The following is a 12,792-nucleotide window of genomic DNA, read 5'->3' on the forward strand; positions in this document are numbered from 1 at the left end:
CCGCTTACTTGTGGGGCGTTGGTGTGGAGGTGGCGGCCGGTGGCACGTCACCACCTTTTTGACGCTCGCGGAACAGGGCCGCACGCATCAGGAAGATGGTGGTCACCGGCGCGGTGAGGGCAACAAACAGGGCAATCAGCACCGCATGCAGGAATAAATTGAAACCCTGCACCGAGAAATAAACAATGGTTGCGATCGTGATACACCACACACCGGCGGTGGCGCCCAGCGTGGGGGCGTGGATGCGGCGAAAAAAAGTCGGCAGCCGCACCAGCCCGAAGGAGCCGATGGCCGCGAAAGCCGCACCCAGCACGACAAACACGGCGGTCAGGATCTCGGCCCAGAGTGGCAGTGGCGTGCTCATTCGATCACCTCCCCGCGCAGCAAAAATTTGGCCATGGCCGTGGAACCAACAAACCCGAACAGCGCAATCAGCATGGCCGCCTCGAAATACACATTGCTGGCATAAACAATGCCCAGCACCAGCATCATGAGCATGCCGTTGATGTAGAGACAGTCCAGCGCCATGACACGGTCCTGCGCGCTGGGGCCTATCAGCAGCCGTGTCACGGCGCAGAGCATGGCCACGGCCAGCAGAAAGAGCGCGAACTTGAGGGCCCAGAGCAGTACCGGTGTCATGATTCGAAAATCTCCATCAGCGGTTGTTCGTAACGTTTCTTGATCATGGCGATGAAGGCCGCCTCGTCCTCCACGTCGAACACATGCAGCAGCAGCGCCGAGCGGTCGAAAGACAACTCGCCCCAGGCCGTGCCGGGTGTCAGGCAGCAGATCATGGCCAGCACGGCCAAGGCATTGGGGTCGCGGATGTCCAGCGGCACCAGGATAAAGCGTGAGGCGATGGCCGGGGTGCGACGTGTCAATAACAGCCGTGCCACCGTCAGCGCCGAATGCAACATGTCGAACAGCGCCACGCCGGTCAGCCGCAAGGCCACGCCAGGCCGGCGCATGCGCACAGCGGCGGGTCGCAGGCGCCGCGTCAGCAGCGGCACGGCCACGGCCAGCACCACCGCCAGCAGCAAGGTCGCCAGGTCCAGGGACTGGTTGAGCAGCAACCAGACCACAAACAAGGCCAGCGACAGGGGCGGCGAGGGGAGCCAGCGCTTGATCATGGGGCCGCCTGCTTGGGTGCGGGGTTGGGAATTTGCCGCGCACCCATCACGGCATTGCGGTAAGCGCTGGGTGAAAACAGGCCTTGTGCGGTGGCCTGCGCATGTTGCATCACCGGCCCAGCCTCTATCGTCAGCGCCACACAGGCGGCCAGCAGTGCCGCGACCGGCAGGACCTCGATCGCGCGCAGGGCCGGGATGGCGCTGTGCGGCAGCGTCCAGAAGTGGCGTATGCCGGCGCGGCTGAGTGCGACCAAGGTCAAAAAGCCAGAGACCAGCAACAAGGCCAGGAAGAACCAGCTGGCCAGGGTGATGGCGGGGGCATCAAACAGGCCCGTCAACATGGCGAACTTGCCGACAAAACCCGACAGCGGCGGCAGGCCGGCCAGCAGCAAGGTGCAGCCGACAAAACCCAGGCCAAGGAAGGCCACACCGGCCGGGATGGCGCGGCCATACAGCGCCTGCTGCTCGTCATCAAGGTTCACATCGTCGAAGGTGGTCAGGTCTGGGGACAGGAAGGGCGCGTTGTCGGCCGTTTCGTGCGGCGCGATGCTGGCACCCGCATTGCGCCAGCGTTCGATCATGTCAATCAGCAGGAAGAAGGCGCTGACCGCCAGGGTTGAACTCAAGAGGTAATACAACGCGCCGGCCCAGATCGCCGGCTGTCCAAGCCCGACTGCAGTCAGCAGCGTGCCGGCTGAAATCAGCACGCTGTAACCCGCCAGATGCGAGAGCCGTTGTGTACCGACGATGCCCAGCGCACCGACAAACAGGGTCGCCAGCCCGATGGCCATCAGCACGCTCTGGCCAAACTGCGCCGAGGCGCCGGTGTCAGGTGCAAATAACACGGTCCAGAGCCTAAGCACGGTATAGATGCCGAGTTTGGTCAGCAAGGCAAACACCGCGCTGACCGGCGAGACAGCCGCACTGTAGGCCGGCACCAGCCAGAAGTTCAGCGGCCAGGCCCCGGCCTTGGCGAAAAAAGCTGTGGCCAGGATCGCCGCCGCCGCATGCACCAGGCCGCGGTCGGCCGGGGTCGAGTTGCGCGATACGCATGCCCAGGTCGGCCATGTTGAGGGTGCCGGTCACGCCGTACAGCAGGGCCGCGCCGACCAGGAATAAGGACGAGGCGGCGAGATTGATTGCAATGTAGTGCAGGCCGGCCTGCACACGCAGACGCCCCGAACCATGCAGCAACAGACCATAAGAAGCCGCCAGCATGACTTCAAAAAATACGAAGAGGTTGAACAGGTCGCCGGTGAGGAAGGCACCGTTCAGCCCCATGAGTTGCAACTGCAACAGCGGATGGAAATGCACACCCGCGCGGTCCCAGCGTGAGGTGGAATAAATCGACGCGGCAAAGGCCACCACGCCGGTCAGCGCCACCATCATGGTCGAGAGGCGGTCCGCCACCAGCACAATGCCGAAGGGCGCACGCCAGTTGCCGGGCAGGTAGACGCCGATGGAGCCGGGGCCGCCGCCGGTGTCGGGCGCGTTGACCCAGCGCAGCAAGGCCAGCGCGGCCAGCAGGCCGATCAGGCCAGAGATCACGCTGAGCGCGGATTTGGTGCGGCGGCGTTGTTCGCCCAGCAGCAGCATCAGGGCGGCTGTCAGCAGGGGCACCAGAATCGGCACCGCCACCAGATGCGGCATGGTGGCTTCCAGCAGGCGGTCCAGCCAGTGAAGAAGCCCGTTCATGGTTTGGCTTCCTTGATGTGCAGGCGAGTGTCATCCAGGGCGTCTTCCCGGCCATCCACATGGTCGGTGCCGCTCAGCCCGCGCGAGGCCAGCAGCACGACCAGAAACAAGGCGGTCATTGCGAAACCGATCACGATGGCGGTCAGCACCAGGGCTTGCGGCATCGGGTCGGCGGTGTTGGCCAGTGTGGCGACAACGCCGGGAACCAGCACCGGTTCGCTATCGATCTTGAGCCGGCCCATGCTGAAGATAAAGAGATTGACGGCATAGGAGATCAGGGTCAAGCCCATGATGACCTGGAAAGTGCGCGGACGCAGCAAGAGGTAGACGCCTGAGCTGGTCAACACGCCAATCGCGAGGGCAAGCACCATTTCCATCAGCGGGCTTCCTCTGCGGCAACCTGGGCTTCGGCCTCTTTTTCAGCCTGTTCCTCGGCCCAGCGGTGGCTGCGTATCGACTGGTGGGCCAGCGCGGTCAGGATCAGCATGGTGGCACCCAGCACCAGCGTAAACACGCCGGTGTCGAAAAACAGCGCGCTGGGGATATGGATGTCGCCGAGCAGCGGCAGGTGCAGGTGGGCGGTGTGGGTGGTCATGAAGGGATAACCCAGGACGACGGCACCGCCGCCCGTGGTGATGGCCAGCAGCAGGCCGATGGCGATCCAGCGCCGGGGATAGATACGCAGGTGTTCTTCCACCCATTCGGTGCCCGAAACGATGAACTGCAAAAGCAGCGCCACCGACATCACCAGCCCGGCAACAAAGCCGCCGCCCGGTGCGTTGTGCCCGCGCATGAAGAAATAAACCGACACCAGCACCGACAGCGGCAGCAGCAGCCGGACCAGCACGGCCGGCACCATCAGGTAACCCACCGCCGTGTCGACGGCGCGACGCGGGTTGAGCAGGTCGCTGCTGCCGTGGTCGGTTTGTAGGCGTTGCTGGATGGGAATTGCCATGGATTCGCGCGCCGGCCGGAAGCGGCGCAGCAGCGCATACACCGTCAGCGCGACCACGCCCAGCACCGTGATCTCGCCAAAGGTGTCAAAGCCGCGGAAGTCGACCAGCATGATGTTGACCACGTTGGTACCGCCGCCTTCGCTCAAGGCGTGGTCCAGGAAAAAGGGCGAGATGCTTTGCGGGAAAGGCCGGGTCATGACGGTCCAGGCCAGCGCGGCCATGCCGCAGCCGGCCAGGGCGGCGACCAGCAAGTCCCGTCCGCGCCGACTCAGCAGGCGCACGCGGGTCTGGATGGGCTGGATCGTGACCTTGCGCATGGGCAACCAGCGCAGGCCAAGCAGCAGCAGCACCGTGGTGACCACCTCGACCACCAGTTGGGTCAGGGCCAGGTCGGGCGCGGAAAACCAGATGTAGGTGATGCAGCTGACCAGCCCGGCACCCGCTGCCAGCATGAGCGAGGCCAAGCGGTGAAATTTGGCCTGCCAGGCCGCGCCGATGGCGCAGGCCGCACCAATCAGCCAGGTCATGGCGAACATGGGGGAGAAGGCGAGCAGTTCGCGTGTGCCGCGTTCGGCCGGCGTGAACCACAAGGCCGCTGCCGCACCGCTCACGGCCACGGCCACCAGCAGCAGCAATTGCGATTGCATGCGTCGCGTACCCAACAACTGCCGGCTGCGCCGACCAGCTTCGCTCAGGCGCGCCAGCAGGTTTTCAAAAATGTGCTGGCCATCCAAACGATGCAGCAGCGGCGTATGTTGCAGGCGGCCCTGGGCACGGCCACGACGCTGCAGTCGGTACAGGAGGGCGCCGCCCGCCAGTGCGATAAAACTCATCACCAGCGGCAGGTTCAAGCCGTGCCATACCGCCAGGCTGTACTCGGGCAACACACCACCCACCACCGGTGTTGCCGCCGTGGCCAGCAGGGGACCGACCGACCAGGCCGGTGCAATGCCGACCACCAGGCAGATCAGCACCAGCAGTTCGACCGGCACACGCATCCAGTGTGGTGGCTCATGGGGTTGTTTGGGCACGGCCGGGCCGCAAGGCGGGCCGAAAAAAACGTCAAACACAAAACGTGCCGAGTAGGCGACGCTGAAGATGCCGCCCAGGGTTGCGATGACGGGCAGGCCCCAGTTGAGCCAGCCGGTGGACTGGATGTACACCGTCTCGGCAAAAAACATTTCCTTGGAGAGAAAGCCGTTGAGCAGCGGCACACCGGCCATGGAGGCGCTGGCGATGATGGCCAGCGTGCCGGTGATGGGCATCAGGCGCATCAGCCCGCTGAGTTTGCGGATGTCACGTGTGCCGGTTTCGTGGTCGATGATGCCGGCCGCCATGAACAGCGAAGCCTTGAAGGTGGCGTGGTTCATCACGTGAAAAACCGCCGCGACGGCGGCCAGCGGGCTGTTGAGCCCAAGCAGCAAGGTGATCAGCCCCAGGTGCGAGATGGTGGAATAGGCCAGCAGCGCTTTCAGGTCGCGCTGGAACATGGCCACAAAGCCGCCCAGCAGCAAGGTGATGGCGCCGGCGCCACCGACCAGCCAGAACCACTGCTCGGTGCCGGACAACACTGGCCAGAGCCGCGCCATCAGGAAGACGCCGAGCTTGACCATGGTGGCCGAATGTAAATAAGCGGACACCGGTGTGGGCGCCGCCATCGCGCGGGGTAGCCAGAAATGAAAGGGGAACTGCGCGCTTTTGGTGAAGGCGCCCAACAGCACCAGCACCAGCGTCGGGGTGTACAGCGGATGGGCGCGTATGGCCGCACCCGAAGCCAGCACCACGTCCAGGTCGTAGCTGCCGACCATGCGCCCCAGCATCAGCACGCCGGCCAGCAGGCACAGGCCGCCGGCGCCTGTGACCGTGAGTGCCATGCGTGCACCGCGCCGAGCGTCGCGCCTGTGATGCCAGTAGCCGATCAGCAGAAAGGAAAACAGGCTGGTGAGTTCCCAGAACAGCACCATCTGCACCAGGTTGCCAGACAGCACCACACCCATCATGGCGCCCATGAAGGCCAGGAAGAAGGAGAAAAAACGCGGTACCGGGTCCGAAGCCGACATGTAATAACGCGCGTAGAGCACTACCAGCGCGCCTATGCCCAGCACCAGCATGCAGAACAGCCAGGCGAAACCGTCCATACGGAAGACCAGGTTCAGACCCAGGGCCGGCAGCCACTCGATCTCCTGACGCAACACCTTGCCGCCGGCCAGTTGGGGAAACAACCAGGCCGCCTGAATTGCACAGCCCAGTGCGACCAGGCCTGCCAGGGTTGACTCGCGGTTACGGGCGTTGGCCGGCAGCAGGGCTGCAAGCACACTGGCAACAAAGGGAAGGACAACAAGCAGGACTAGAGGCATTGCTGCCCATTCTATCGAGTCAACCTGGGACGAAGGCAGAAAAAAACCTTCGTGCGGCGAAAGGCGTTACGCCGCACGAAGGTTCAAGAAGTCGAGCGCCTTGCCAGCGCGCCGCACCCGGCGGCTTAACGGATCATTTGCTGCGGTAGCCAGGTGACGATGCCTGGAAAGACATACACAAGGAAGACGGCCGCGCACATCAGGAAAAACATGGGCAGTGTCACCTTGGCTATCCAGGTCAATTCCTTGCCGGTCATGCCCTGCAACACAAACAGGTTGAAGCCGACAGGCGGCGTGATCTGCGCCATTTCGACCACCAGCACAATAAAAATGCCGAACCAGATCGGGTCTATGCCAGCCTTTTGGATGGTTGGCATCAACACACCCATGGTCAGCACGACCATGGAGATGCCATCCAGAAAACAACCGAGCAGGATAAAAAAGAAGGTCAGGGCCAGGATCAACTGGCCCTGGCTCAGGCCCATGCTGGCAATCCATTCGGCCAGGTGGCGCGGCAGCCCGATGTAACCCATCGACAGCGTCAAAAACGCCGCGCCGGCCAGGATCAGCGCGATCATGCAGTACAGCCGCGTTGCGCCCATCAGGGCATCGCGGAACGTCGCCCAGCTCAACGAGCCCTGCAAGGCCGAGATGATCAGCGAGCCGACCACGCCGACCGCGGCGGCCTCTGTGGCCGTGGCAATGCCGGTGTAGATGGAACCCAACACCGCCAGGATCAGCAAGACCACGGGAATCAGGGCGCGTGAGGCGGCGAGCTTTTGCAGAAAGCTGGTTTTTTCATCGGCGGCGGGAATCTGTTCCGGGTGACGCAATGCCCAAACCGCGATATAGCCCGAAAACAGCAGTGCCAGCATGATCCCGGGCAACACACCGGCTATAAACAGTTTGGCGATGGAGACATCGGCACTGACGCCATACACAATCATGATGATGGACGGCGGAATCAAAAGACCCAGCGTACTGGCGCCCGCCAGGGTGCCGACGATCATGTGTTCGGGGTAACCGCGGCGCTTGAGTTCGGGCAGCGTCATCTTGCCGATGGTGGCGCAGGTCGCCGCGCTCGAACCGGAGACAGCCGCAAAAATGGTGCAGCCCACCACATTGGTGTGCAGTAGCCGGCCCGGCAGGGCCTGCATCCAGGGCGCCAAGCCCTTGAACATGTCCTGCGACAGCCGCGTTCGGAACAGGATTTCGCCCATCCAGATGAACAGCGGCAAGGCGGTCAGCGTCCAGCTGGAGGCGGATCCCCAGATGGTCACGGCCATGGCGTCGCCGGCGACACGCGAGGTGAACAGCTGCATGCCGATCCAGGCCACGCCGGAGAGCGTCAGGCCGATCCAGACACCGGTTCCCAGAATCAAGAAGAGTGAAAGCACCAGCAGTGCGGTAACGCCCAGATCACTCATGGGGCCACCGTTTCGAGTATGTGGAAAAAATCATGGAAATCCTATTCGTTGCGCAGGGCTTCGCCGCTGAGTGGCGCCACACGGCGACCCTGAATTTCAAGCACCAACTCGTCGATGAAGGCAATCACCAGGATGACGGCACCGAAAGCCATGGCCAGTTGCGGCAGCCACAGCGGTGTGGCGTCGCTGCCGGTGGAGATATCGTTAAACGCCCGGGACTGCCAGGCCAGTTTGCAGCTGTAGGCAGCAAACAGCAGTGCCAGCAACGTGGCCACACCCAGCGCCCAAAGTTCCATGGCTTTTTTCCAAGGCCCCTGGAGGGCATTGATCACTAAAGTCACGCGAATGTGTTCGCCGCGTTTGAGGGTATGTGCCAGCGCCAGAAAGCCGCTGGCGGCCATCAGGTAGCCAGCATAGGCGTCGGTGCCGGGCACATGGAAGTTGAGTTGCCGGCTCACGACGGACAGCAAGACCATGGCCAGCAGGCCGACCATAAAAAGCGCCGCCAGAGCGGCGGCGCTGTTGTAAATACCATCTAACAGTTTGCGCATGTGGACTCGGTTATTTGCGGTAGGCATCAACCACGGACTGGCCTTCGGGGCCGGCTTTGGCCAGCCATTCCTGGAGCATGGTGTCGCCGACTTTTTTCATGTCAGCCTTGAGCTGGGCCGACGGCGGCAACACCTGCATGCCATTGGCCTTGAGGGTTTCCAGCGTTTTGGTGTTAACGCCCTGGCTGGCCGCCCAGCCGCGTGTTTCCGCTGCGGCGCCTGCTTTGAGCACAGCGGCCTGCGTGGCTTTGTCGAGCGCATCGAACGCCTGTTTGTTCACGATGACGGCATTTTTTGGCAGCCAGGCTTGGGTGTCGTAGTAATACTTGAGGTGTTCATAGAGCTTGCTGTCCACACCCGTGGCGCCCGAGGTCATGGTGGATTCGACCACGCCGGTGGCCAGTGCCTGGGAAAATTCGGCGGCCTGAACCGTGACGGGCTGGGCGCCCACCAGTTCGGCGATGCGGGCCGTGGCCGGGCTGTAGGCGCGCCACTTGATGCCTTTGAGGTCGGCGGCGGAGTTCACCGGTTTTTTCGAGTAAATGCCTTGCGGTGGCCACGCCACGGAATACAGGACAAACATGCCTTGCTCGGCCAGTTTTTTGTCCAGCGCGGGCTTTTGAGCCTTGTAGAGTTTCATGGCCGCGTCGTAACTGTCGGCCAGGAAGGGCAGGCCGTCAGCGCCGAAAAGTTGCGCTTCGTTCTGGAAGTTGACCAGCAGGATTTCACCGGCTTGCGCCTGGCCGCCTTGAACCGCACGTTTGATCTCCGGAGCCTTGAACAGCGAAGCGTTAGCATGTACCGTGATCTTGAGTTTGCCGGCGGTGGCCTTGTCCACGTCGTTGGCGAATTGCACCAGGTTTTCGCTGTGGAAATTGGTGGCGGGGTAAGCGGCGGGCAGGTCCCATTTGGTTTGGGCAAAGGCGGCGGTACCGACGCTGAGTACGGCGGCAATCAGGGCAAGCTTGAATTTCATGAGCGCTCCAGAACAGTAGAGTGATAAGTACGCACAGGATAGACGCAAATCCCGCGCCAGCTTGCTCGGGCATACCCGGAAAAGCGCGCTCGAGAAACCAAAAAATCCTCTTATTTGCGAGCCAGCCCTTGCCAGGCGCTCACGGCGGCCAGAACGGTTTCCATTTGCACGGTATGTGCGAAACGGAAGCGTTCACCCTCCACGGTTTCATCCGGGAATTCCGTGATCAGCGTGATGGGCGCACCGCGATGGTTCACCTCGGATTGTGTGCAGGCACTGCCGTTGAGCACTTCGAAAGGCAGTTCGCCCGCATGGCGTTCATAAAGCGCCATCTGGCGGGTGTTGTATGCGAGCAGTCCCGGGACTTTGGCGAGCGCCGCACTGACATGTTCGAGCAAAGCCCGTCCCTCTGCCTGCCAGCCGGTGTGGTGGCGCAAGATCAGGAAAAAACCTTTGGGGATGGTCCATAACTCGAAGCCGCGCGGAACGTAACCTGAGAGCGGGCGCGTCCATTCATGGGCCGGGTAGCCGTGCAGATTGATGTGCAACTGGGCGCCCGACAAAGTCAGCGCCTTCTCGCGTGCTTCGCGTTCATACAGCGGTGCCTGTTCACGGTATTCGATGTCATCGCCTAACGCGCTATAACGCGCGGCATGGTGCATATGGCCGGGATGCTGGGTGCACAGCTCGCGGTGCAGGGCATAACCGTCAGGGTTTTCCAGCGCGATCAGTGCAAAGTGGGCCTTGTTCCCCGTGCTTTCGCGTGCCTTGAGTATTTGTGCCGCACGCAGGGCGCCCACGACGCCGGAAGTTTCGTTGGCGTGCTGGCCACCACTGATCAAGACGGCCGCTCCCGGTCCGGCCTGGTAGAGACCGTGCACCTCGCGGCCCTGGCAGCTCAGGGCGACAAAACGCTGGCCACCCATGCTGTCCATTTCGGCGGCAATACGTTTCGGATGTGGCGCCGTGTCCAACAGATCAAGAGGCTGCTCCGAACCGGCGTCGGCAGGTGCGCAAAGGTCTTGGGTCTTCGTATCGAAGCTGTTCAGACAGATGCTCAGGCGCGGTGCGGTATGGCTGGCACGCACGTCCGGCACGATCTGGCCAGGCTGCAGGCGGCGGTCATTGGCCGGCCGTCCCGAGTGGCGCTGAAAAATTTCAAGCAGCGAGAAATAAATGTCTTCATGCAGCGCCTCGTAGCTGCTGATGGATTCGTGATCCACCGGCAGCGCCTGTTCGATGCCCGGCAAGTCCACACGAATGTCCAGCCGTTCGAAATACGGCTCTTGTGCTGGCCAGGGGTGTTGCTTGACGGTTTGCACCACCCGCTCGAAGAGTTGCTCGTAGTCCGTCATGTGAGCGCTGTCCAGGCGCGCCTTCAGGTCCGACTGCATTCGGGCACGCAGCCAACCTGTGGGTGACAGCAGGGTGACGTCGATGTGGTCGACATGAATCCGGTTGGGTGCAAAGACACTGGCCTGCTTGTGTGAGCCATCGTGCAGCGTGAAGTCCAACTGGTAATGCAGGTCATCGTTACCCGGCACAAACTCAAGTTTGCAGTCAGGCAGCAGGCCGGCCAGCGGGTAGGCCTCCAGCAAAAAACGGCGCGGCGATGTATTCGGATGCACCGGGTAGCGAATCGTCACGGCGGCCAGCGTGCTGCGATCAATCTCTTCAAGAAAATAATGCAGCAGCGGCTTGTAGGCGCTGCGCAATTGCGCCTGGACACCGGCGGCGGCCAGGCGTTGTTCTGCGGCGCGGCGTGCGGCCACCCCTTCGAACAACCAGCCCTCAAGCTGCGCACCTCGCCACTCGGGTTGCTCGAATTGGCTGACCCACACATCCAGTGTGCGGGGCAGGACGACATCCAGAAGCGGCTTGTTTTTCATGACACTTTGGCCGTGGGGTCTATCCGGTCACGCAGCCAGTCGCCCAGCAGGTTCAGGCCCAGCACGGTGAGCATGATGGCAACGCCGGGGAATACGCTGATCCACCAGGCGGTCTGCATATAGGTGCGGCCATCGGCCAACATGCCGCCCCAACTCGGGATCAGCGGGTCTACACCCAGGCCGAGGAAGGTGAGGCTGCTCTCCAGCAGGATGTTGTTGGCCACGTTCAGCGTCATCAGGATGATCACCGGGCCGATGATGTTGGGCAGGATGTGATGGCGCACCATGGCCAGGTCGCGCACCCCGAAGGCCCGCGCCGCCTGCACGAATTCGCGCTCGCGCACCTGCAGCACCATGCCGCGTACCAGCCGGGCGAACTGCACCCATTGCGAGATCACCATGAACAGGATGATGTTGAACAGGCCGCCGCCCAGGATGGAGATGAAGGTCAGCGCGATGAGGATGAAGGGCAAGGCCAGTTGCACGTCCACGCAGCGCATCAGCAACATGTCCCAGAAGCCGCGGTAGTAGCCGGCGACCAGGCCGATCACGATACCCAGGATGGAGGCACCGAGCACCGAGACGAAGCCCACCAGCAGCGAGATGCGCCCGCCCACCAGCACCCGGGCCAGCACATCGCGGCCCAGCGGGTCGGCGCCAAGCGGATGCGCCCAGCTGGTGAACGGCGGGGCAAGGCGCGCGCTCAGGTCCATGGCTGCGCCACCGTCGGGGAATATCCACACCGAGAGCAGCACCAACAGCAGCATGGTGCCGGTGAGCACCACGCCGAGGATGAATTCGAGCGAACGCCATTGGGCCCAGCGGGAAGCCGGCGCGGCAGAGGCGGAGGAGGGAAGCGCGGTTTGCATGGTCTTCTTCACTTGGTGCGGATGCGTGGATCGACCAGCCCATAGGCGATGTCGACCAACAGGTTGACAGCCACGATCATGATCGACAGCACGGTCACGGTGCCCTGCAGCACCGGGTAGTCGCGGCTGGCGATGGCTTCAAATGCGAGTGTGCCGAGGCCGGGCCAGTTGAAAACGCGTTCGACCACCACGATGCCGCCGATCAGGTTCCCGAACTGCAGGCCGATGTAGGTGATCAGTGGAATGGCGCAGTTGCGCAGCGCGTGTTTGTAGAGCACCACGCGGTCTTTCAAACCCTTGGCGCGCGCGACCATGATGTACTGCGCCGAGAGGGTTTCCAGCATGGCCGTGCGCACCAGCCGCACATTGGTGGCCGAGAGGATGATGGCCATGGTCAGCGCCGGCATGATCAGGCTGAGGGGCCCATCCCAGCCCGAGGGCGGCAGCAGCGGGAAGGTGATCGACAGCAGCAGCACCAGCATGATGGCCAGCCAGAAGTTGGGAAAGGACAAACCCACCAGCGAGAAGATGCGGATGAACTGGTCGGCGCCCTTGCCCTTGTGCACGGCGGCCTGGATGCCCAGCGGGACCGAGACCAGCACCGACAGCACCAGCGACACCAGGGCCAGCGCCAGCGTGGCCGGCAGTGCGTCGGCAATCAGGTGCGATACCGGCGTGCCGCCCATGAAGCTTTTGCCGAAATCACCCACCACCACGCCGCGCAGGAATTCCGCGTACTGCACCAGGAATGGCCGGTCCAGCCCGAGGCCCTCGCGGATGTTGGCCAGGTCCTGCTCGGTCACGCTGCCGGCCCCCTGGGCGAGCATCAGCGCCGGGTCGCCGGAGAGGCGCACGGCGTAGGCCACAAACAGGGTGACGACCAGCACGACGAAGATCGCCTGCAGCAGTCGCTTGATAAGAAATCCACTCATGATGTCAGTA

At 62.9% G+C, this 12,792-nt stretch carries 11 protein-coding genes and 1 pseudogene; all 12 read right to left on the reverse strand.

The window, feature by feature from the left end; genetic code table 11:
* Positions 1–4: 4 nt before the first annotated feature.
* The 12 genes and pseudogenes from mnhG to ACHMXK_RS08090 all read right to left on the reverse strand — a co-directional run bounded on the left by mnhG (position 5) and on the right by ACHMXK_RS08090 (position 12,782).
* Entirely contained in the window at positions 5–364 is a 360-nt protein-coding gene (gene mnhG / locus ACHMXK_RS08035) for a monovalent cation/H(+) antiporter subunit G (RefSeq protein ID WP_397439256.1), read from the reverse strand.
* Entirely contained in the window at positions 361–639 is a 279-nt protein-coding gene (locus ACHMXK_RS08040; protein WP_397439258.1) for a K+/H+ antiporter subunit F, read from the reverse strand. Before ACHMXK_RS08040 ends, mnhG begins: the two co-directional genes overlap by 4 nt.
* Positions 636–1,127 (reverse strand): Na+/H+ antiporter subunit E, encoded by a 492-nt coding sequence (locus ACHMXK_RS08045; RefSeq protein WP_397442476.1) that lies wholly within the window; start codon positions 1,125–1,127, stop codon positions 636–638. The genes ACHMXK_RS08040 and ACHMXK_RS08045 overlap by 4 nt, the downstream gene beginning before the upstream one ends.
* Positions 1,127–2,825: pseudogene (locus tag ACHMXK_RS08050) on the reverse strand (monovalent cation/H+ antiporter subunit D). Before ACHMXK_RS08050 ends, ACHMXK_RS08045 begins: the two are co-directional and overlap by 1 nt.
* Positions 2,822–3,202, reverse strand: coding sequence for a Na+/H+ antiporter subunit C (locus ACHMXK_RS08055; RefSeq protein ID WP_397439260.1), 381 nt, complete (start codon positions 3,200–3,202; stop codon positions 2,822–2,824). Before ACHMXK_RS08055 ends, ACHMXK_RS08050 begins: the two are co-directional and overlap by 4 nt.
* Positions 3,202–6,138, reverse strand: a complete 2,937-nt coding sequence (locus ACHMXK_RS08060) for a monovalent cation/H+ antiporter subunit A (RefSeq protein WP_397439262.1) — start codon at positions 6,136–6,138, stop codon at positions 3,202–3,204. Before ACHMXK_RS08060 ends, ACHMXK_RS08055 begins: the two co-directional genes overlap by 1 nt.
* A gap of 125 nt (positions 6,139–6,263) precedes the next feature.
* Positions 6,264–7,565 (reverse strand): TRAP transporter large permease, encoded by a 1,302-nt coding sequence (locus tag ACHMXK_RS08065; protein ID WP_397439264.1) that lies wholly within the window; start codon positions 7,563–7,565, stop codon positions 6,264–6,266.
* Between the two features lie 41 nt (positions 7,566–7,606).
* Positions 7,607–8,116 carry a TRAP transporter small permease gene (locus tag ACHMXK_RS08070; protein ID WP_397439266.1) on the reverse strand — a complete coding sequence of 170 codons (510 nt, stop codon included), beginning with the start codon at positions 8,114–8,116 and terminating at the stop codon, positions 7,607–7,609.
* 10 nt (positions 8,117–8,126) lie between these two features.
* Entirely contained in the window at positions 8,127–9,092 is a 966-nt protein-coding gene (locus ACHMXK_RS08075) for a TRAP transporter substrate-binding protein (RefSeq protein WP_397439268.1), read from the reverse strand.
* A 110-nt stretch (positions 9,093–9,202) separates the two neighbouring features.
* On the reverse strand, positions 9,203–10,981 hold the full coding sequence (locus ACHMXK_RS08080; protein ID WP_397439270.1) for a peptidase M14: 1,779 nt from the start codon (positions 10,979–10,981) through the stop codon (positions 9,203–9,205).
* Positions 10,978–11,850, reverse strand: a complete 873-nt coding sequence (locus ACHMXK_RS08085) for an ABC transporter permease (protein WP_397439272.1) — start codon at positions 11,848–11,850, stop codon at positions 10,978–10,980. Before ACHMXK_RS08085 ends, ACHMXK_RS08080 begins: the two co-directional genes overlap by 4 nt.
* Positions 11,851–11,858: 8 nt before the next feature.
* A complete protein-coding gene (locus tag ACHMXK_RS08090) occupies positions 11,859–12,782 on the reverse strand; it encodes an ABC transporter permease (protein WP_397439274.1) in 924 nt (307 codons plus the stop codon).
* Positions 12,783–12,792: the final 10 nt, after the last annotated feature.

This window comes from Polaromonas sp. UC242_47, from assembly GCF_044452385.1.
Classification (GTDB): domain Bacteria; phylum Pseudomonadota; class Gammaproteobacteria; order Burkholderiales; family Burkholderiaceae_C; genus Polaromonas.

What these genes read in the sequence shown, in the direction of transcription:
- mnhG (WP_397439256.1), bottom strand. Translation starts at nt 364, where the DNA reads ATGAGCACGCCACTGCCACTCTGGGCCGAGATCCTGACCGCCGTGTTT.
- ACHMXK_RS08040 (WP_397439258.1), bottom strand. Translation starts at nt 639, where the DNA reads ATGACACCGGTACTGCTCTGGGCCCTCAAGTTCGCGCTCTTTCTGCTG.
- ACHMXK_RS08065 (WP_397439264.1), bottom strand. Translation starts at nt 7,565, where the DNA reads ATGAGTGATCTGGGCGTTACCGCACTGCTGGTGCTTTCACTCTTCTTG.
- ACHMXK_RS08080 (WP_397439270.1), bottom strand. Translation starts at nt 10,981, where the DNA reads ATGAAAAACAAGCCGCTTCTGGATGTCGTCCTGCCCCGCACACTGGAT.
- ACHMXK_RS08060 (WP_397439262.1), bottom strand. Translation starts at nt 6,138, where the DNA reads ATGCCTCTAGTCCTGCTTGTTGTCCTTCCCTTTGTTGCCAGTGTGCTT.
- ACHMXK_RS08090 (WP_397439274.1), bottom strand. Translation starts at nt 12,782, where the DNA reads ATGAGTGGATTTCTTATCAAGCGACTGCTGCAGGCGATCTTCGTCGTG.
- ACHMXK_RS08075 (WP_397439268.1), bottom strand. Translation starts at nt 9,092, where the DNA reads ATGAAATTCAAGCTTGCCCTGATTGCCGCCGTACTCAGCGTCGGTACC.
- ACHMXK_RS08055 (WP_397439260.1), bottom strand. Translation starts at nt 3,202, where the DNA reads ATGGAAATGGTGCTTGCCCTCGCGATTGGCGTGTTGACCAGCTCAGGC.
- ACHMXK_RS08085 (WP_397439272.1), bottom strand. Translation starts at nt 11,850, where the DNA reads ATGCAAACCGCGCTTCCCTCCTCCGCCTCTGCCGCGCCGGCTTCCCGC.
- ACHMXK_RS08070 (WP_397439266.1), bottom strand. Translation starts at nt 8,116, where the DNA reads ATGCGCAAACTGTTAGATGGTATTTACAACAGCGCCGCCGCTCTGGCG.